19 protein-coding genes are annotated in these 18,881 nt (G+C 73.5%); 4 read left to right on the top strand and 15 right to left on the bottom strand.

Annotation, left to right across the window (positions count from 1 at the left end; all coding sequences use genetic code 11):
- The first annotated feature begins 2 nt into the window (after positions 1 to 2).
- Positions 3 to 332 carry a putative quinol monooxygenase gene (locus SLAV_RS43395; RefSeq protein ID WP_030234051.1) on the top strand — a complete coding sequence of 110 codons (330 nt, stop codon included), beginning with the start codon at positions 3 to 5 and terminating at the stop codon, positions 330 to 332.
- Positions 329 to 808 (top strand): group II truncated hemoglobin, encoded by a 480-nt coding sequence (locus tag SLAV_RS43390; RefSeq protein WP_030234047.1) that lies wholly within the window; start codon positions 329 to 331, stop codon positions 806 to 808. The genes SLAV_RS43395 and SLAV_RS43390 overlap by 4 nt, the downstream gene beginning before the upstream one ends.
- A 46-nt stretch (positions 809 to 854) precedes the next feature.
- On the opposite strand, the gene SLAV_RS30135 is transcribed toward SLAV_RS43390, so the two are convergent.
- The 5 genes from SLAV_RS30135 to rpe form a co-directional block, all read right to left on the bottom strand.
- The gene (locus tag SLAV_RS30135) at positions 855 to 1,259 is read right to left on the bottom strand and encodes a barstar family protein (protein ID WP_037687766.1); all 405 of its coding nucleotides are present in this window, start codon (positions 1,257 to 1,259) and stop codon (positions 855 to 857) included.
- Positions 1,256 to 1,705 (bottom strand): guanyl-specific ribonuclease, encoded by a 450-nt coding sequence (locus SLAV_RS30130; protein ID WP_030234045.1) that lies wholly within the window; start codon positions 1,703 to 1,705, stop codon positions 1,256 to 1,258. The genes SLAV_RS30135 and SLAV_RS30130 overlap by 4 nt, the downstream gene beginning before the upstream one ends.
- A 66-nt stretch (positions 1,706 to 1,771) precedes the next feature.
- Positions 1,772 to 1,993 (bottom strand): CarD family transcriptional regulator, encoded by a 222-nt coding sequence (locus SLAV_RS30125; RefSeq protein ID WP_030157491.1) that lies wholly within the window; start codon positions 1,991 to 1,993, stop codon positions 1,772 to 1,774.
- A 106-nt stretch (positions 1,994 to 2,099) separates the two neighbouring features.
- On the bottom strand, positions 2,100 to 3,113 hold the full coding sequence (locus tag SLAV_RS30120; protein ID WP_030234040.1) for a sugar-binding transcriptional regulator: 1,014 nt from the start codon (positions 3,111 to 3,113) through the stop codon (positions 2,100 to 2,102).
- A 137-nt stretch (positions 3,114 to 3,250) separates the two neighbouring features.
- A complete protein-coding gene (rpe, locus tag SLAV_RS30115) occupies positions 3,251 to 3,937 on the bottom strand; it encodes a ribulose-phosphate 3-epimerase (protein ID WP_030234037.1) in 687 nt (228 codons plus the stop codon).
- 86 nt (positions 3,938 to 4,023) lie between these two features.
- Between rpe and SLAV_RS30110 the strand changes: the two genes are divergently transcribed.
- Entirely contained in the window at positions 4,024 to 6,834 is a 2,811-nt protein-coding gene (locus tag SLAV_RS30110; protein ID WP_158740739.1) for a thioester reductase domain-containing protein, read from the top strand.
- A 54-nt stretch (positions 6,835 to 6,888) separates the two neighbouring features.
- Here SLAV_RS30110 and SLAV_RS30105 read toward each other — a convergent pair whose 3' ends face one another.
- Together SLAV_RS30105 and fmt are read right to left on the bottom strand one after the other, a co-directional pair.
- A complete protein-coding gene (locus SLAV_RS30105; RefSeq protein ID WP_030234031.1) occupies positions 6,889 to 8,376 on the bottom strand; it encodes an RsmB/NOP family class I SAM-dependent RNA methyltransferase in 1,488 nt (495 codons plus the stop codon).
- An 88-nt stretch (positions 8,377 to 8,464) separates the two neighbouring features.
- Positions 8,465 to 9,409: a methionyl-tRNA formyltransferase gene (gene fmt / locus SLAV_RS30100; RefSeq protein ID WP_030234028.1), complete on the bottom strand. Its 945-nt coding sequence runs from the start codon at positions 9,407 to 9,409 to the stop codon at positions 8,465 to 8,467.
- Between the two features lie 253 nt (positions 9,410 to 9,662).
- On the opposite strand from fmt, the gene SLAV_RS30095 reads away from it, so the two are divergent.
- Complete coding sequence (locus SLAV_RS30095; protein ID WP_030234026.1) at positions 9,663 to 10,187, top strand: hypothetical protein; 525 nt, start codon at positions 9,663 to 9,665, stop codon at positions 10,185 to 10,187.
- A 183-nt stretch (positions 10,188 to 10,370) separates the two neighbouring features.
- Here the strand turns inward: SLAV_RS30095 and SLAV_RS30090 are convergent, their stop codons facing one another.
- From SLAV_RS30090 to SLAV_RS30055, 8 genes are all read right to left on the bottom strand, one after another.
- On the bottom strand, positions 10,371 to 12,470 hold the full coding sequence (locus tag SLAV_RS30090) for a primosomal protein N' (protein WP_030234023.1): 2,100 nt from the start codon (positions 12,468 to 12,470) through the stop codon (positions 10,371 to 10,373).
- 82 nt (positions 12,471 to 12,552) lie between these two features.
- Positions 12,553 to 13,761 (bottom strand): methionine adenosyltransferase, encoded by a 1,209-nt coding sequence (gene metK, locus SLAV_RS30085; RefSeq protein WP_100660992.1) that lies wholly within the window; start codon positions 13,759 to 13,761, stop codon positions 12,553 to 12,555.
- A 195-nt stretch (positions 13,762 to 13,956) separates the two neighbouring features.
- On the bottom strand, positions 13,957 to 15,192 hold the full coding sequence (gene coaBC, locus SLAV_RS30080; protein WP_030234017.1) for a bifunctional phosphopantothenoylcysteine decarboxylase/phosphopantothenate--cysteine ligase CoaBC: 1,236 nt from the start codon (positions 15,190 to 15,192) through the stop codon (positions 13,957 to 13,959).
- Positions 15,193 to 15,291: 99 nt separating this feature from the next.
- Positions 15,292 to 15,564, bottom strand: coding sequence for a DNA-directed RNA polymerase subunit omega (gene rpoZ, locus SLAV_RS30075; RefSeq protein ID WP_004948662.1), 273 nt, complete (start codon positions 15,562 to 15,564; stop codon positions 15,292 to 15,294).
- A 61-nt stretch (positions 15,565 to 15,625) separates the two neighbouring features.
- On the bottom strand, positions 15,626 to 16,189 hold the full coding sequence (gmk, locus tag SLAV_RS30070) for a guanylate kinase (protein ID WP_030234013.1): 564 nt from the start codon (positions 16,187 to 16,189) through the stop codon (positions 15,626 to 15,628).
- Positions 16,190 to 16,250: 61 nt separating this feature from the next.
- Entirely contained in the window at positions 16,251 to 16,574 is a 324-nt protein-coding gene (locus SLAV_RS30065; protein WP_030234009.1) for an integration host factor, read from the bottom strand.
- A gap of 301 nt (positions 16,575 to 16,875) precedes the next feature.
- Complete coding sequence (gene pyrF / locus SLAV_RS30060) at positions 16,876 to 17,718, bottom strand: orotidine-5'-phosphate decarboxylase (RefSeq protein WP_030234007.1); 843 nt, start codon at positions 17,716 to 17,718, stop codon at positions 16,876 to 16,878.
- Entirely contained in the window at positions 17,715 to 18,824 is a 1,110-nt protein-coding gene (locus tag SLAV_RS30055; RefSeq protein ID WP_030234004.1) for a quinone-dependent dihydroorotate dehydrogenase, read from the bottom strand. The genes pyrF and SLAV_RS30055 overlap by 4 nt, the downstream gene beginning before the upstream one ends.
- Between the last annotated feature and the right edge of the window lie 57 nt (positions 18,825 to 18,881).

The raw sequence follows: 18,881 nt of genomic DNA, 5'->3' as shown, positions 1-18,881 counted from the left end.
CCATGACCACGACCGTCGAGTACATCCGCTACCGCATCGCCTCGCAGGACCAGAAGGCGTTCGAGGAGGCGTACGCGAGGGCCGCCGAGGCCCTGGCCGCCTCGCCCGAGTGCATCGACTACGAGCTGGCCCGCTGCGAGGAGGAGAAGGAGCGCTACATCCTCCGCATCCGCTGGACCTCGATCGACGCCCACCTGAACGGCTTCCGCAAGGGTGAGCACTTCCCGGCGTTCTTCAGCGCGATCCGCCCGTACGTGACGGCCATCGAGGAGATGCAGCACTACCTCGTGACCGGTGTGGTGGGTCCGGGGAAGGCCGCCGGTCAGTCATGAGCACCACGCCCACGATCTACGAGTGGATGGGCGGTGCGGAGGCCTTGCGCCGCCTCACCGACGTCTTCTACGCGCACGCCCTGCAGGACGAGATCCTGGCCCCGGTCTTCGCGGGCATGGACTCGGAGCACCCCCAGCACGTCGCCGTCTGGCTGTCGGAGGTCTTCGGCGGTCCGGCGGAGTACTCGGCGCACCACGGCGGCCACCAGCACATGGCCACCAAGCACCTGGGGCGCGGCATCACCGAGAAGCAGCGCCGCCGTTGGGTGGACCTGCTGCTGGACACGGCCGACGAGGTCGGCCTCCCGACGGACCCGGAGTTCCGGGCGGTGTTCGTCTACTACATCGAGTGGGGCACCCGGATGGCCCTGATCTACTCGGGCCCCAACCCGCCGCCGGTGGACGCGGCGAAGATCCCGGTCTGGTCCTGGGGCCAGACCCCGCCGTGGGTCCCCAAGGCCGGGGCGGACGGGTAGGCACCGTGGGGGCGGCCGCGGCCGCCCCCACGCGCTTTTCCGGCCCTCAGTCCCGGCGGGGACGGGACGGCGCCCCGTCCGGGGCGGACCCGGCCAGCAGCACCGTCAGCGGTACGGCCCCCTCGTCCGCCTCGCGCCAGAAGTCGACGGCCTCCTCCAGGACCTCCCGCAGCGTCTCCCAGTCCTCCGGACGCTCGGCCGCGTACCCGCGCCAGGAACTCACCACGAGCAGCCTCCCGGGCGCCGGCGGCAGCCAGGACAGATCGACCAGTACGTCGGCCAGCGCGTCCCAGTTCCCGCCGAACCAGTCCGGCGCGTGCAGGGCGGCGGCGCAGCGGCGCATCAGCGCGGCCTTGCTCCGTACGCCGTCCAGGTCCAGCCGTACGACGGCCCAGCCCGCCTCCTCGGCGGCGGCCAGTGCGGGGGCGAGGGGCTGCGGGTCCAGGCTCATCGGAGAACCGCCCTGAAGGTCTGGTAGTGGTCGTCCGTGTAGTAGAACTCGCCGCCACCGCCGGTCACGATCCGCCGGGCCCCGCGGTCGCGTTCGCCCGGGGTCCGCACGGTGAACTCGTGGTAGTAGCCGCGCTTCTGCTTCGGCAGGACCTTCTCGAAGTTCCCGAAGACGGTCCCGTCCTGCCGGTACGCGTACGGGCCGCCCTTGTCGATCAGGGCCAGCACCTCGCGCGCCTGCTGCGGGAGCGCGTCGGCCCGTACGACGGCCATCCCCCTGGCCCACCCCGGGACGTCACGGGCACCCGCGGTGGCACCCGTACCCGCGCTGGCGGCGGGCGGCCGTGCGGGCTTCCCGCCGCAGCCCGCCGCACCGGCCAGTACGGCGCACAGGAACAGCGCCCCGAGCACGCGCAGCAACGACCGGGGCACGTTCCGAAAGATCATGCACCGATCGTGCCAAATATCCGATTCGCTCGCGAATCGCCTGATGGCGTCAGAGCCCCGACGGGCTCAGAGCGCGGACATCTTGGTGTAGGGACTCAGGATTCGTTTCTGGACCGACCCGAAGTCGACGAGGACGGCGATCCCCTCCTCGATCCCGACGACACGGCCGAGGCCGTGCTCGTCGTGACTCACCCGGTCGCCGACGCTGAACTGCCGGAGCGGCGGTTCCACGGGGGCCTTGAACGGGCTGGACGGCAAATGGCGGCGAGGTACTGCTGACTTAGTCATCAAAGCCAGTATGCGCCCCCGGGGCCGCCCCGCGGTCCGCTGTTCGGGTCTCGATTGCACCACCATCCGGATCACCGGCCCGATCACCGGCCGGCGCGGCCGCCCGTCAGTCGTCCGGGTCGGCCCGGTCGAGCGCCGGACGCAGCCCGGGAGCGGACTCGGTGAGCAGGTAGTCCGCGACCGCCGTGTCCGTGACGAGGCTGGTCACCAGCCCGGAGCGGAGCACCGCCCCGATCGCCGAGGCCTTGCGCAGGCCGCCCGCGATCGCCACGACCTCGGGGATCCGGCGCAGCCGGTCCGCCTCGACGGTGATGCACCGCTCGCCGAGGTCGCGGCCGACCCTTCGGCCTTCCGAGTCGAAAAGGTGCGCGGACATCTCCGCGGCGACGCCGAGGGAGGCGTAGTGCGCCCGCTCCTCGTCGGTCAGCATGTCGTGGACGGTGGAGATGCCGGGCTCCCAGGAGCCGATCGAGACGGCGGCGACCGTCACCTTGTCGAAGTACTCGAAGGCCCGCGCGATGCCCGTCTGGCTGCGCAGGGCGGCCGCGGTCGCCGGATCGGGCAGCAGCATCGGGGCGTAGATCGGGTGCGCGTCCCCGCCGGAGACCTGCGCGGCCCGGCGTACGGCCTCCACGGAACCGCGCTCGGCCGTCCCGGCGTCGTACACGCCCGTCAGCTGGACCACGGTGCAGGGGGGCAGCCGGTGCAGGGAGGCGGCCATGTGGATGGTGGAGCGCCCCCACGCCAGCCCGAGCACGTCGCCCTCGTTGACGAGCTCGCCGAGCAGGTCGGCGGCGACCGCGCCGAGGTTCTCCGGGTCCGGAGCGTCCTCGGTGGCGTCGGCCGGCGACTCCACCACGACGGCGTGCCGCAGCCCGTACCTGGCGCGGAGCGCGTCGGAACGCTCCGCGTCCAGTTCGGCCGGCACCCGGATCTCGATGCGTACGAGATCGCGTTCGAGGGCGGTCTCCAGGACCCGGGCCACCTTGAAGCGGCTCACGCCGAACTCCTCGGCGATCTGGATCTTGGACTTGCCCTCCAGGTAGAAGCGGCGTGCCATGGCCGCCGCCTGCACCAGCTCCGCGGGTCCCATCCGCAGGGCTGACCGTCCCGCCGACATTGCAGACACCGCGTTCTCCTCACTGCTGTTCACACTGTCGTGTTCACACTCTCGACTCGCCGTTCATCCTGTCAGATCCGACGGCCGTTGATCAGCCTGGACGGCTTCCGTTCACCGAGCTGTTCATCAAGCCTCGCTCAGTGGTCGCACGCCCAGGGGGCGGCGGCGATCGCCGCACCCGCCTGCTCGCGCAGGGTCCGCACCGCGGCGGCCGGGTCGACCGCCCCGTAGACCGCGCTGCCCGCGACGAACACGTCCGCGCCGGCCTCCGCGACCCGCTCGATGGTGGAGGCCGAGACCCCGCCGTCGACCTGGAGCCACAGGTCCAGCCCGTGCTTGGCGATCAGCTCCCGGGTCCGGCGGACCTTGGGGAGCATGATGTCGAGGAAGGACTGGCCGCCGAAGCCCGGCTCGACCGTCATGATCAGCACCATGTCGAGCTCGGGGAGGATGTCCTCGTACTGCTCGATCGGGGTGCCGGGCTTGAGCGCCATCGCCGCGCGGGCCCCCTTGGCCCGGATCTCCCGCGCGAGCCGCACCGGGGCCGCCGCGGCCTCGGCGTGGAAGGTAACGGAACCGGCGCCGGCCTCCACGTACTGCGGCGCCCAGCGGTCCGGGTCCTCGATCATCAGGTGCAGGTCCAGCGGGATGTCCGTGGCGCGGCTCAGGGACTCCACGATCGGGACGCCGAGGGTGAGGTTCGGGACGAAATGGTTGTCCATGACGTCGACGTGCAGCCAGTCGGCCCCCTCGACGGCCCGCGCCTCGTCGGCGAGACGGGCGAAGTCGGCGGACAGGATGCTGGGATTGATCTGAACGGCCATGCCCCAAGCCTGCCATGCCCCCCGGCCACTTCCGGCCACGGCCCCGGAACTCGGGCGACCCTCCCGCGGGGCGGCCCGACCGCGCGGTGGATCCGCGATACGTCTGGTACGGCCAGCAACTGGAGCCGGAGAGCGCCGCTTACCAGACGGGCGAGTACCTGGAGATCACCGGTGCGTTCGACCCGGAACTCTTCGCCCGCGCGCTGCGTCGCGCGGTGGCCGAGTCCGAGTGCATGCACCTGGTCTTCGACCGGGAGACCGACGGCGGCGTGACCCAGCGCGTGGAGGTCACCGAGGACTGGCCGCTGCACTTCGTGGACGTGAGCGGCGAGACGGACCCGCGCGCCGCCGCCGTACGGTGGATGCGCGAGGACCTGGCCGGACCCGGCGGCCTCGCGCGCCCGCTGTTCACCGAGGCTCTCTTCCGGGAGTCCGACGACCGGCACCTGTGGTACCACCGCATCCACCACATCGCCGTCGACGGGCTCAGCGGCGCGGTCATCGCGAAGCGGGTCGCCGGGGTCTACAACGCCCTCCTCGCCGGCGGCTCCGCAGAGGAGGGCGCCCTCGCGCACCACGAGGTCCTGGTGGCCGCCGACGCCGCCTACCGGGCCGGCGAGGACCACCGCGTCGACGCGGAGTACTGGCACGGAGTCCTCGCCGGACGCCCGGAGGCGGTCACCCTGAGCGGGCGCCGCCCGCTGCGCGACCTCCAACCGCCCCTGCGGCACCTCGAAGGGATCGGGGCGCGGGAGGTCACGGCCCTGAAGGGGGCCGCCCGCGGCTTCCGCACGAGCCTGTCGGGCCTGGTCATCGCCGCCACGGCCGTCTGCCTGCACCGGATGACGGGAGCCGGGGACCTCGTGCTCGGCATGCCCGCCCCGGGCCGGACCGGCGCGCCCGCGAAGGCCGTCCCGGGCATGACGTCCAACATCCTGCCGATCCGCCTCCGGGTGGATTCCGACACCTCCCTCGGCGACCTGTTCCGGCAGGTCGCCGACACCGTGCGGGGCGCCGTGCGCCACCAGCGCCACCGCTACGAGGACCTCGCGCGGGACCTCCGTACCGCCGGCACCGGGGCCCTGTTCGGGCCGGTGGTGAACGTGGTCTCGTACGACCACGGGGTGCGTTTCGGCGACTGCCCCGTGGTCCCCCGCGGCTTGGCCACCGGGCCCGTCGACGACCTGAGCGTCAACGTCTACGACCGCGCGCACGACGGCAGCGTGGAGGTCGCCTTCGACGCCAACCCCGCCCGCTACGCGCCGGAGGCCACCACCGCCCACGCCCGCCGCTTCCTGGAGGGCTTCCTGCCGGCCCACATGGTCCCGTCCGCCTTCGTGTTCCTGGACGGACTGCCGGTGACCTTCAACGGGAAGCTCGACCACAAGGCACTCCCGGTGCCCGACCACACCCCCGCCGCCACGGGCCGCGCGCCCATCACCGGGCTGGAGACCCGGCTGTGCGCGGTGTTCGCCGAGGTCCTCGCGGTGTCCGGGGTCGCGGCGGACGAGGACTTCTTCGCACTGGGCGGGCATTCCCTGCTGGTGGTCCGGCTGCTGGCGAGGGTGTCGGCGGAACTGGGCGTACGCGTAGGGGTGCGCGAGTTCCTCGCGGCACCCACCGCAGGCGACCTGGCCGCCCTGGTCGAGGACCGCCGGGCGGGCCGCACCCCCGGCCCGGTCGCCGTGGCCGGCGACGCCGACGCCTGGCTCGACCCGGGGCTGCGCTTCCCCGCGCCGACCCCCGACGGGGCCGGCCGGGAACCGCGCCGGATCCTCCTCACCGGGGCCACCGGGTTCGTCGGCGCCTTCCTGCTGCGGGAGCTGCTGACGCGGACCGCGCGGACCGGCGCCGAGCTGCTCTGCCTGGTCCGGGCGGAATCACCGGAGGCGGCCCGCGCCCGGGTGAACGGGGTCGCCGTCTCCTACGGCCTGGGACCCCTCGCGGACGACCCGCGCGTGCGGGTCCTGCCCGGCGACCTGGCCCGTCCGTCGGTCGGCCTCGACGCGCGGACCTGGCGGGAACTGGCGCACGGCGAGGGGGCGGTGGACGCGATCGTCCACTCGGGCGCCCACGTCCACCACCTCTCCCCGTACGAGCGGCTGAAGGCGGCGAACGTCGACGGGACCCGGGAGCTGCTGCGGCTCGCGGCGGAGGGCGGCGCCACGCGCGTGCACCACCTCTCCTCCCTGGGCCTCTTCCGCGCCGGAGCGGAGCCCCGGCTGATCACCGAGGACTCCGACACGGCGGACGAGACGCACCCGCTCGCGGACGGCTACGCCGCCGGCAAATGGGTCGCCGACCGGATGGTGGGGCACGCCGTCGCCCGGGGCGCCGACGCCCGTGTCTACCGGCTCGGCCGCGTCTGGGCCGATTCCCGCCACGGGGCGGTCAACCCGGACGACATGTACTGCCGCCTGCTGACCACCTGCGCCGCGCTCGGCAGCGTCCCGCGCGACGCGGTGGCCTGGGCGGACCTGCTGCCGGCGGACGTCGCGGCGCGCGCCCTGGCCGCCCTGGTCCTCGACCGGGAGCCCACCGGCACGGCCGGCGTCCGGCACCTCCACCACGTCCGTCCGGTACACGCCCTGGACTTCCTCCGCGTGTACGACTCCTTGCACGGGACGCACACCCGGGAGGTCCCGCTCGGGGAGTGGCTGGGCGCGCTCCGGGACGCCGGCGAGGCGGGCCGCGAGCTGCCCTTCCTGCCGTACCTGGACGCGTTCGAGGAGTACGCGCGCACCCTGGTGACGAAACCCGCCCCGGCCGTCGACACCTTCCGCAGCCGGCGGACCGCAGAGAGGCTGGAAGCCCTCGGGGTGACGTTCCCGGAGATCGACGAGGCGATGATCACCGCGTTCTGGCACCGCCTGGCCGCCACCGGCGACCTCGCGTAGGGCGCCGAAGGGCCGCACCGGATCCCCGGTGCGGCCCTTCGGCACGGGGCGCGGCTATGCCGTGCGGCGCAGCAGGGCGAGGTACATCGCGTCCGTGCCGTGCAGGTGCGGCCACAGCTGGACGTCGGGGCCGTCGCCGAGGGCGGGGACGCCCGCCATGTACGGGCGGGCGTCGATCAGTTCGGCCGACACCGCCCGGGCGCCGGCGCCCCGGCCCTTGAGGACGTCGTCCACGACCACCCGGGTCTCCGCCAGGTGCGGGGAGCAGGTCGCGTAGCCCACGACGCCGCCGACGCGCACCGCGGCGAGGGCCTCGCGCAGCAGGCCGCGCTGGAGCGGCGCGAAGCCCTCCAGGTCCTCGGGGCGACGCCGCCAGCGGGCCTCGGGGCGGCGCCGCAGCGCGCCCAGACCGGAGCAGGGCACGTCCACGAGCACGCGGTCGAAGGAGCCGGGCAGCCACGGGGGCCGGGTGCCGTCGGCCGCGATGACCTGGTAGGGGCCCGGGTTCCCGGCGAGCGCGCGCTCCACGAGCCGGGCCCGGTGGGGCTGCTTCTCCGAAGCCAGCAGGAAGGCTCCGCGCTGCGCGGCCAGCGCACCCAGCAGCGCCGCCTTGCCGCCGGGACCCGCGCAGCCGTCGAGCCAGCGCGCGTCGCGCCCCTCGACGGGCACGGCGGCCAGGGCCATCGCCACCAGCTGGCTGCCCTCGTCCTGCACGCCGGCGCGGCCCTCACGGACGGCCTCCAGCGCGCCCGGCTCGCCGCCCTCGGCCATCCGTACCGCGTACGGGGACCAGCGCCCCGGCAGCGCCGAGTCCTCGCCGACGGCCTCCAGCAGCTCCTGGGACGTGGACCGGCCCGGACGGGCCACCAGGGTGACCTCGGGCCGCTCGTTGTCGGCTTCGAGCAGGTCCTCGATCCCGGCGCGGCCCCCGCCCAGGGCGTCCCACAGGGCGCTGACGACCCAGCGGGGGTGCGAGTGGTAGATCGCGAGGTGTTCCTCGGCGTCGTCCTCGTACGGCGGCGCGACCCGCTCCAGCCAGTCGTCCAGGTCGTGCGCGGAGATCTTGCGGAGCACGGCGTTCACGAACTTGGCGCGGCCGTCGCCGAGCACCACGCGGGCCAGTTCGACGCTGGCCGAGACCGCGGCGTGCGTGGGGATGCGGGTGCCGAGCAGCTGGTGGGCGCCGAGCGAGAGCACGTCCAGCACCGGCGGGTCGACCTCGCGCAGCGGCCGGTCGATGCAGGCCTTGATCACCGCGTCGTAGGTGCCCTGGCGGCGCAGGGTGCCGTAGACCAGCTCGGTGGCCAGGGCCGCGTCGCGCGCCTGGAAGCTCTCGTCCTGGCGGGCCTTCTTCAGCAGCGGGGGCAGCACGAGGTTGGCGTAGGCGTCGCGCTCGTCCACCGCCCGCAGCACCTCGAAGGCCAGCATCCGGACGGGGTCCTTCTGGGGCCGGCGGTACGGCTTGGCCGGACGGCCGCCCTGCTTGCCGGACGGCTTGCCGGCGCCTGCGGCGGCGGGACGACGACGGGGCTGTTCGCTCACGTGAAAGGTGCTCCGGGGTTACGAGGTACTGCGGTGGTGGATCACGGGGTACTGCGGGGCCCGCGCGGGTGGCGGACCGGTCGCGCAATCAGCCTACGTCGGCCGCGCCCAGGCGCTCGCCGGGAGCGATCCGCACCCCGCGGGCCCAGTCGGCGCCCTTCATCGGCTTCTTGCCCTGCGGCTGCACCCACAGCAGCTCGACGGCGTGCGAGCCGGTGCCGACGTACACGTTGTTCTTGGCCGGGGCCAGCACGCCCGGCGCGAGGTCGGTGCGGTCGGCGACCAGCCCGACGGAGATCAGCTTGAGCCGCTCGCCGCGGAAGACGGTCCACGCGCCCGGGGCGGGCGTGCAGCCGCGCACCACGCGGTCGGCGCGCAGCGCGGGGGCGTTCCAGTCGACGCGCGCGTCCTCGACCGTGATCTTCGGCGCGAGCGAGATCCCCTCGGCGGACTGCGGGACGGCGCGCAGGGTGCCGTCCTCGATGCCGTCCATGGTCGCGGCCAGCAGTCCGGCGCCGGCGAAGGCGAGCCGGGTCAGCAGGTCGCCGCTGGTGTCGGTCGGACGGATCCCCTCGGTGAGGACCCCGAAGACGGGGCCGGTGTCCAGCCCCTCCTCGATGCGGAAGGTGGAGGCGCCGGTGACCTCGTCCCCCGCCATGATCGACTGCTGGACGGGGGCCGCGCCGCGCCAGGCGGGCAGCAGGGAGAAGTGCAGGTTGACCCATCCCTCGCGGGGGATGTCCAGGGCGCTCTTGGGGAGCAGCGCCCCGTAGGCGACGACCGGGCAGCAGTCGGGGGCGATCTCGCGCAGCCGGGCCTGGAAGTCCTCGTCGCGCGGCCGCGCGGGCTTGAGGACCTCGATCCCGGCCTCCTCGGCGCGCTCGGCGACCGGGCTGGCGACGAGCCGGCGGCCGCGGCCGGCCGGGGCGTCGGGCCGGGTGACGACGGCGGCTACCTCGTGCCGCCCGGAGGCGATCAGGGCGTCCAGGGCGGGCACGGCGACCTCGGGGGTGCCTGCGAAGACGAGCTTCACTGGGGTCCTACCTCGCTATCTCGGCTGTCAGCAGCACACCAGTCTATGGGGCCCGCCCCCGCCCGCCCACCTGCGGTGCCGCGGGGGGCGTACGCACACACGCGCGCCTCTCGCATATGCCGACACGCCCCCGGAGCGTGACTTCCTCGCGGTATGGCGCGTTGGTCAAGGCAGATTGACCGAAACGGGCCGCGAATGAGAACGGTGTCTGCGGCCCGATCCGCTCTCCAGCACCGGTTCGAGAGGCTTCTTCATGGCCGACCACGCCACTCATGACGCCCAAGCACGGGCCAGCCTGCACCTCCTGGTGCGGGACATCGAGCGGGTTCGCCGACAGGTGGACGCTCTGCGCACCCTCACCGCCCAGCTGGGCAACGTGTACCGCCCGCGCCGCTCCGGGCCGTCCACGGGCTTCGTCGTCTACGGCAGGGCCCCCGCGCCCACCGTGCGGCTCGCCCAGGAGCTGCGGGACAGCGTCGAGACGCTGGTCACCGCGGCGGTGGACTTCGACCGCTCCCTCGGCTTCTCGTGGGACGCCGTGGGCTCCGCGCTCGGCGTCACCAAGCAGGCCGTGCACCGCCGCTACGGGGCCCGCCGCGCGCAGGCCGCCGAGTCCGCGGAGCCGCTGGCCGAGGGCACCACGACGCGGACCCTGGGCCCGCTGCCCACCATCCCGGCGGCCCGCTCGGTGCCCCCGCAGCCCGTGCGCGAGGACACCCAGGCCGCCGCCGCCCCGGCCGCCCGCCAGTCGGCGTTCCCGGGACCCCGCAACGGCTGACCGGGGCCGCGCCGCCGGGACGCCGACCCCCGACGGCACCGACCCCGCGGGGCGTGTGCTGCACCCGCCCTCCGCCCGCTCCCAGCGGCTCCGCACGCCGGCGGGCCGGACTCCGCGCAGCGGAACTCCGGCCCGCCGGCGTTCGAGCGCACCGGGCCCGCGGCCGAGGGGCACGCGCACCCCTCAGCCGATGTCCGGCGGGTCGATCCGGATCCGCACCGCGTCCGCCGCCGCGACGCCCCGTGCCATCCGCGCGGCCTGCGCCGACTTCAGCGCGGCGGCCAGCGCCGCCCCGCTCCCCGGCGGGACCCGGACCAGGGCCCGCTCCCCCGGTGAGGGCTCCCCCCGCCGTCCGGGCAGCGGTACGGGCCCCAGGACCTCCGCGTCCGGCGGCAGCTCGACGGCCCCGAGGAAGGCCTCCAGCGCCTCCCCCGGGCCCGCTACCGCGGCCATCCGCGACACCGGCGGGAAACCCAGCTGGGCCCGCTCGGCCAGTTCCCGTACGGCGTGCCCGACCGGGTCCCAGCGCACCAGCGCCTGCACGGGGCGCAGCGTCGGCTCTGCCACCACCACGACCTGCCCCTCCGCGCGCACCAGCGACGCGGCGGCGATCCAGCGCCGCAGCGCCTCCTCCCCCGCCCGCAGGTCGGGCCGGCCCAGCATGGCCCAGCCGTCCAGCAGCAGGGCCGCCGCGTACCCGGCGCCCGCCGCGACCGGTTCGGCACCGGGTGTGGAGACCACCAGCGCCGGGCGGTCCGGCACCTCGTCCAGCACGTGGTCGCGCCCCGAGGTCCGCACCGGCACGGCCGGGAAGGCCCGGCCCAGCTCCTCGGCGGTGCGCCGCGCGCCCACCACCTGGGCGCGCAGCCGGAAGGAACCGCACTCCCCGCAGTGCCAGGCGCTCTCGGTCCGCCCGCACCAGCCGCAGTGCAGGTCCCGCTCGTCGGGGGCCTCCAGCGGCCCGGCACAGGCGGTGCAGCGGGCGGGGGCCCGGCAGCGCTCGCAGGCGAGCCGGGGCGCGTACCCGCGCCGGGGCACCTGGACGAGGACCGGACCGCTCTTGAGGCCCTCGCGGACGGTCTCCCAGGCGAGGCTCGGGAGCCGGGCCGCGCGGGCCGCCCCGTCGCGCGCCAGCAGTTCGTCGCCGACGGTGCGGATGCGCGGGGCGGCGGACCGCACCGTCTCCCGGTCGGCCACGAGGGGGCGGGCCCAGCCCGTCTCGACGAGCTGGGCCGCCTCCACCGTGCAGCTGGTGCCGCCGGCCAGGAAGGCGCAGCCGTCGGTGACGGCGCGCAGTTCCAGGACCTCGCGGACGTGCGGGAAGGGGGCGTGGTCGTCGCTGTGGCTGGAGTCCCCGTCGTCCCAGATCGCCACCAGCCCGAGGTCGCGCACGGGGGCGAACATCGCGGCCCGGGTGCCGACGACCGCGCGCACCGAGCCCCGGCTCACCGCGAGCCACTGCCGGTAGCGCTTCTCGGGGCCCGACTCGGCCGTCAGCAGGGCGTGCCGCCCCTCGCCGAGCAGTTCGGTCAGGGCGGTGTCGACCCGGGCGGCGGTGCGCCCGTCCGGGACCACGGCCAGGGCGCCCCGGCCGGAGGCGAGGGTCGCCGCCATGGCCCGGGCCAGCTCGTCGGCCCAGCCGGGGCCGGGCAGGGCGGTCCACACGGCGCGGGGGGCTCCCCCGGTGGCGAGGGCCCGCAGGAACGCGGGCCCGGCGCCGTAGCGGGTCCAGCCGCCGGGCTCGGGCACGGGCGGCGGGGGCAGCGGTTCGGGCGAGGGCCTGGCCTCGGCGCGGGCGCTGCGCGCGGGCAGGGCGAGCTGGAGGACGTCGGCGAGGCTGCCGGCGTACCGGTCGGCGACGGCGCGGGCGAGGGCCAGCACGGGCGGGGAGAGGACCACCTCGGGCGAGACCACCTGGGCCAGGGCGGCCAGCGCCCCGTTGTAGTCGGACTCGGCGCACCGCTCCACGATGAAGCCGTCGATGAGCCCGCCGCCCTCGCGGCGGCCGCCGTGCACGCGGTGGGAGCCCGCGCCGAAGCGGACCCGGACGCGGACGCCGGGCCGGGCGGTCTCCGCGAGCTCGGCGGGCACCGCGTAGTCGAAGAGCCGGTCGAGGTGGAGGACGCCCTTGTTCACCAGGACGCGGGCGACGGGCAGCTCCTCGGCGACCGCGGCCCCGCGCCAGGTGCGCGGTTTGGCCTTGGGCGCCTTGGCCTTCGCCTCGGCGACCATCTCCCGGATCAGTGCGAGCTGCTCCGGCGGGGATTCGTTCGCGCTGCTCACACAGGCATTCTTACCAAAGACCACTGACAGCGAACGGCCCCGGACCTGGAGGTCCGGGGCCGTTCGTCACGTGCGGCTGCGGTTACAGACCGGCGGCGGCGCGCAGGGCGTCGACGCGGTCGGTGCGCTCCCAGGTGAAGTCCGGCAGCTCGCGGCCGAAGTGGCCGTAGGCGGCGGTCTGGGCGTAGATCGGGCGCAGCAGGTCGAGGTCGCGGATGATCGCGGCCGGGCGCAGGTCGAAGACCTCGCCGATGGCGTCCTCGATCTTCTGGACGTCGACCTTGGCGGTGCCGAAGGTCTCGACGAACAGACCGACGGGCTCGGCCTTCCCGATCGCGTACGCGACCTGGACCTCGCAGCGCGCGGCCAGACCGGCGGCGACCACGTTCTTGGCGACCCAGCGCATGGCGTAGGCGGCCGAGCGGTCGACCTTCGACGGGTCCTTGCCGGAGAAGGCGCCGCCGCCGTGGCGGGCCATGCCGCCGTAGGTGTCGATGATGATCTTGCGGCCGGTGAGGCCGGCGTCGCCCATCGGACCGCCGATCTCGAAGCGCCCGGTCGGGTTCACCAGCAGCCGGTAGCCCTCGGTGTCCAGCTTGATGCCGTCCTCGACGAGCTGCGCCAGCACGTGCTCGACGACGAACTCGCGGATGTCCGGGGCGAGCAGCGAGTCCAGGTCGATGTCGGCGGCGTGCTGCGAGGACACGACGACCGTGTCCAGGCGCACGGCCTTGTCGCCGTCGTACTCGATGGTGACCTGGGTCTTGCCGTCGGGACGCAGGTACGGGATGGTCCCGTTCTTGCGGACCTCGGACAGGCGGCGCGAGAGCCGGTGCGCGATGTGGATCGGGAGCGGCATCAGCTCGGGCGTCTCGTCGCAGGCGTAGCCGAACATCAGGCCCTGGTCGCCGGCGCCCTGCTTGTCGAGCTCGTCCTCGTCACCCTCGACGCGCTGCTCGTACGCCGTGTCCACGCCCTGCGCGATGTCGGGCGACTGCGCCCCGATGGACACCGACACGCCGCAGGAGGCGCCGTCGAAGCCCTTCTTGGACGAGTCGTAGCCGATTTCGAGGATCTTGTCGCGGACGAGCTGGGCGATCGGCGCGTACGCCTTGGTGGTCACCTCGCCCGCGATGTGGACGAGACCGGTGGTGATGAGAGTCTCCACGGCCACACGCGAGGTCGGGTCCTCGGTGAGGAGCGCGTCGAGGATCGTGTCGCTGATCTGGTCAGCGATCTTGTCGGGGTGACCCTCGGTGACGGACTCCGAGGTGAACAAGCGACGGGACACAACGCTCCCTGGGGTTGCAGCGGCTGCTGGCTGATCATTTGGCGGAACCACACCGGGGGCTGCGCCCGATCACGTTCCAGGTTGCAGTTTATCGGTCGCCACCGTTCGCCGGACCACCCGTCTCGCCTTATGGGAGCCATGTGACCTGCGGCACTCCATTCTGACGCACGGATTTGCCTCCGGGAAGAGCGACGCTCAGGCGCTTCTGGAGCCGTCCCGCGGCGCGAGGCGCGCCACCACCTGGTCCCAAATCACGTCCGCCAGAACCTCCTTCGGACCATGGGGCACGGGAGTCTCCGAACCATCGGAGGCCAGGACGACAGCCTCGTTCTCCTCAGAACCGAAGGTCTTGCTCTCGCCGACCTCGTTGACCACGAGAAGGTCACATCCCTTGCGGCGGAGCTTTGCCCGGCCGTTGGCGAGCACCTCGTCGGTCTCGGCGGCGAAACCGACGACGACCTGGCCCTCCCGGGCCCGGTCGGCGGAGATCTCCGCGAGCACGTCGGGGTTGCGCACGAGGGCGACGGGCTCGGGGTCCTGCCCGTCCTTCTTCTTGATCTTGCCGTCGGCGTACCGGGCCGGCCGGAAGTCGGCCACCGCCGCCGCCATCACGACGGCGTCGGCGTCGGCGGCCGCCTTCAGCACCGCCTCGCGCAGCTGGAGGGCGGTGCCCACGCGGACCAGGTCCACTCCGGCCGGGTCCGCGAGCGCCGTGTTGGCCGCGACGAGGGTGACCCGGGCCCCGCGCGCGGCGGCGGTGCGGGCGAGGGCGTACCCCTGCTTGCCGGAGGAGCGGTTGCCGAGGAAGCGGACGGGGTCGAGCGGCTCCCGGGTGCCGCCGGCGCTGATCACCACGTGGCGACCGGCCAGGTCGGGCCCGGCCGTACCGCGGGCCAGGACCCGGCGGCAGACCTCGTAGATCTCCTCGGGGTCGGGCAGCCGGCCCTTGCCGGTGTCCTTGCCGGTGAGCCGGCCCACGGCGGGCTCGATCACGACGGCGCCGCGGCGGCGCAGCGTGGCGACGTTCTCCTGCGTGGCGGGGTGCTCCCACATCTCGGTGTGCATCGCCGGGGCGAAGACCACCGGGCAGCGGGCGGTGAGCAGGGTGTTCGTGAGCAGGTCGTCGGCCAGCCCGTGGGCGGCCTTGGCCAGCATGTCGGCGGTGGCGGGGGCGACGACGACGAGGTCGGCGCCCTGCCCGATGCGCACGTGGGGCACCTCGTGGACGGACTCCCAGACCTCCGTGGAGGCCGGGTTCCCGGAGAGCGCGGACCAGGTGGCCTCGCCGACGAAGTTCAGGGAGGCGGCCGTGGGCACCACCCGGACGTCGTGCCCCGACTCCGTCAGCCGGCGCAGCAGCTCGCAGGCCTTGTACGCGGCGATCCCGCCGCTGACCCCCAGCACGACCTTCGGCTTACCCGGCTTGTCCACCACTCGCTCCCCGTTCGGAATCGGTCTACGCCACCTATGACACACCACAGGCCCGGCAGATGTTCTGCCGGGCCTGTGGTGAAAGGAATGTTCCGCGCCTTACTGGGCCGGGGCCTCGATGGCCTCGGAGGTCAGCAGGCCCGCGTTGATCTCGCGCAGCGCGATCGAAAGCGGCTTCTCGTGGACGTGGGTGTCCACCAGCGGGCCGACGTACTCAAGCAGGCCCTCACCGAGCTGCGAGTAGTACGCGTTGATCTGACGCGCGCGCTTGGCCGCGTAGATCACGAGGCTGTACTTCGAGTCCGTGGCCTCGAGCAGCTCGTCGATCGGCGGGTTGATGATGCCCTCGGGCGCAGTGATGGAAGAGGACACGCTCTACCTTCCGAAGATGGGTGAAAGATCAAACATCAATCGACATGACATCGATCAACGATCAAACAACTTTCATCAAGGCTAGCAGCTCACGCGCCACGTCCTCGACGGAGGTGTTGACCAGGGTGGTGTCGAACTCGGACTCGGCAGCCAGTTCGATCTTGGCGGAGTCGAGCCGGCGCTCGATCACCTCGGGGGATTCGGTACCGCGGCCGGTGAGCCGGCGGACCAGTTCGTCCCAGCTGGGCGGGGCCAGGAAGACCAACTGGGCGTCGGGCTTGGACTCGCGGACGAGCCGGGCGCCCTGGAGGTCGATCTCCAGCAGCACCGGTTCGCCGTTGTCCAGGCGTTCCAGCACCGCGCCGCGGGGTGTGCCGTAGCGGTTGCCCGCGAATTCGGCCCACTCCAGCAGCTCGCCGTTGGCGATCAGCTTGTCGAACTCGTCGTCGTTGACGAAGAAGTAGTGGACTCCGTGTCGCTCACCGGGCCGCGGCTTGCGGGTGGTGGCCGACACCGAGAGCCATACCTCGGGGTGGACCTTGCGCATATGCGCGACGACCGTGCTCTTGCCGACCCCCGAGGGGCCGGAGAGCACGGTCAGCCGCGGACGAACCTCTGCTGCCATAGAGCGATTATCCAGGTTCTCGGGACTGCCTGAGAACGCCGGGAGAACTTCGGGCGACGCCTCAGGCGCCGCTACCGCCGAACTCACGCTCCAGAGAGGCGATCTGGTTGGAACCGAGACCTCGGACACGCCGGGACTCGGAGATGCCGAGGCGCTCCATGATCTGCTTGGCGCGGACCTTGCCCACGCCGGGCAGCGACTCCAGAAGGGCGGACACCTTCATCTTGCCGATGACGTCGTTCTCCTGGCCCGTCTTGATGACGTCGTGGAGGGAGGCGCCGGAATGCTTGAGTCGATTCTTCACCTCGGCCCGCTCCCGGCGAGCCGCGGCGGCCTTTTCGAGCGCTGCTGCGCGCTGTTCAGGGGTAAGGGGCGGAAGAGCCACGCCTACGTCACCTCGGATGTCGAACTGTCGGATACGGACCGGCGGGGAGCCCCAGGGCACCACGCCGGGCGAGCCCCCGAACAGCGTCGGAAATCGTTCGCTGCTCGTTCACTCTGGTCGGAGACTAGCGGCCATGGCCGCTCCAGTCAGCGAGAACGGACGAAAAGTCCTGGTCAGCCTCCACTGAACCGTACATCACGGACAAAGTACCCCGGTTTTGTCCGGGGAAAGACGTTCGAATTTCGTCAAGCCGTGCCATGCGTCCGTGCCGAGGTGTGCGCGGGCGTGGCCGCGGAGCGGGTTACGCGCCGACGGCCGCGCGGATCTCGTCCGCGAACCGGCGGGAGGCGTCGCGCAGGGCGCTCACGTCGGGGCCGTGCTTCAGGACGCCCCGCGAGACGTTCGGGACGACGTTGCCGACCGCCTTGCCGAAGACCGCCGGGAGGTCCGCCGCCGTCGCGCCCTGTGCGCCGATGCCGGGAGCCAGCAGCGGCCCGTTGATGTCCAGGTCGAAGGAGGACAGGTCGCCCAGCGTCGCCCCGACCACGGCTCCGAAGGAGCCCATCGGCGCGGCTCCCGCGTTCTCCTCGGCCAGGTGCGCCAGCATCGTCGCCCCGATGGTGCGGCCGTCCTCACGGACGGCCCGCTGGACCTCCGCGCCCTCCGGGTTGGAGGTGAGCGCCAGCACGAACAGGCCCGCACCGGACTCCCGCGCCAGCTCCACGGCCGGCTTCAGCGAGCCGTAGCCGAGGTACGGGGACACCGTCAGCGCGTCCGAGAACAGCGGGGACGCCGGGTCCAGGAAGGCCGAGGCGTACGCGGCCATGGTGGAGCCGATGTCGCCCCGCTTGGCGTCCATCAGCACCAGCGTGCCCGCCGCCCGCGCGTCGGCGACCGTGCGCTCCAGCACCGCGACGCCGCGCGAGCCGAAGCGCTCGAAGAAGGCCGCCTGCGGCTTGAAGACCGCCACCTGGTCGGCCAGGGCCTCCACGACGGTGCGCGAGAACCGCTCCAGGCCCGCGATGTCGTCGTCCAGGCCCCAGGAGGCCAGCAGGGCGGCGTGCGGGTCGATGCCGACGCACAGCGGGCCCCGCGCGTCCATGGCGGCGCGCAGACGGGTACCGAAGGGGGTCACAGGGCTCACAGCGCGGCCTTTCGGGTCTCGGCGCCCACCGCTTCGGCGAGGGTCGCGTAGGGGCTGGCGGCCAGGCGCGCGGCCAGGCCCTTGTGGATGGCACGGGCGTAGAACGGGCCCTCGTAGATGAAGGCGCTGTAGCCCTGGATCAGGGTGGCGCCCGCGAGGATGCGCTGCCAGGCGTCCTCGGCGTTCTCGATGCCGCCGACGCCCACCAGGACGATCCGGTCCCCCACGCGCGCGTACAGGCGGCGCAGGACCTCCAGGGAGCGTTCCTTGACGGGCGCCCCGGACAGCCCGCCGGTCTCCTTGACCAGCGAGGGCGCGGACTTCAGGCCGAGGCCCTCGCGCGCGATGGTGGTGTTGGTGGCGATGATGCCGTCCAGGCCCAGCTCCAGGGCGAGGTCGGCGACGGCGTCGACGTCCTCGTCGGCGAGGTCGGGGGCGATCTTGACGAGCAGCGGCACCCGGCGGCCGGTCACCGCGCGGTCGGCGGCCTCGCGCACGGCGGTCAGCAGCGGCCGCAGCGACTCGGTGGCCTGGAGGTTGCGCAGGCCGGGGGTGTTCGGCGAGGAGACGTTGACCACGAGGTAGTCGGCGTGGCGGGCCAGGCGCTCGGTGGAGAGCACGTAGTCGGCGGCGGCCTCCTCCTCGGGCACCACCTTGGTCTTGCCGATGTTGACGCCGACGACCGTCCGGAAGACGGGGTTGCGGGCGGCGAGGCGGGCCGCGACGGCCGCGGAGCCCTCGTTGTTGAAGCCCATGCGGTTGATCAGGGCGCGGTCGGGGACGAGGCGGAAGAGCCGCTTCTTGGGGTTTCCGGGCTGCGCCTGCCCGGTGACCGTGCCGATCTCGACGTGGTCGAAGCCGAGCATGGACATGCCGTCGATGGCGATGGCGTTCTTGTCGAAGCCGGCCGCGAGCCCGAAGGGGCCGTGCATGCGCAGGCCCAGGGCCTCGGTGCGCAGCTCCTCGTGGCGGGGGGCGAGCGCGGCCGCGACGAAGGTGCGCAGCACGGGCGTGCGGGCGGCGAGGCGGATCCAGCGGAAGGCCATGTAGTGGGCCTGCTCCGGGTCCATCCGCTTGAAGACGAGGTTGAAGAAGAGTTTGTACACGGTGCCTGAGGATCCCTCTGCGCTCATGAGGAAGGGGACACCCGGCGCGCGGTCGGC

The organism is Streptomyces lavendulae subsp. lavendulae, assembly GCF_002803845.1.
GTDB lineage: Bacteria > Actinomycetota > Actinomycetes > Streptomycetales > Streptomycetaceae > Streptomyces > Streptomyces lavendulae.
This window is presented reverse-complemented; position numbering and strand designations above follow the sequence as displayed.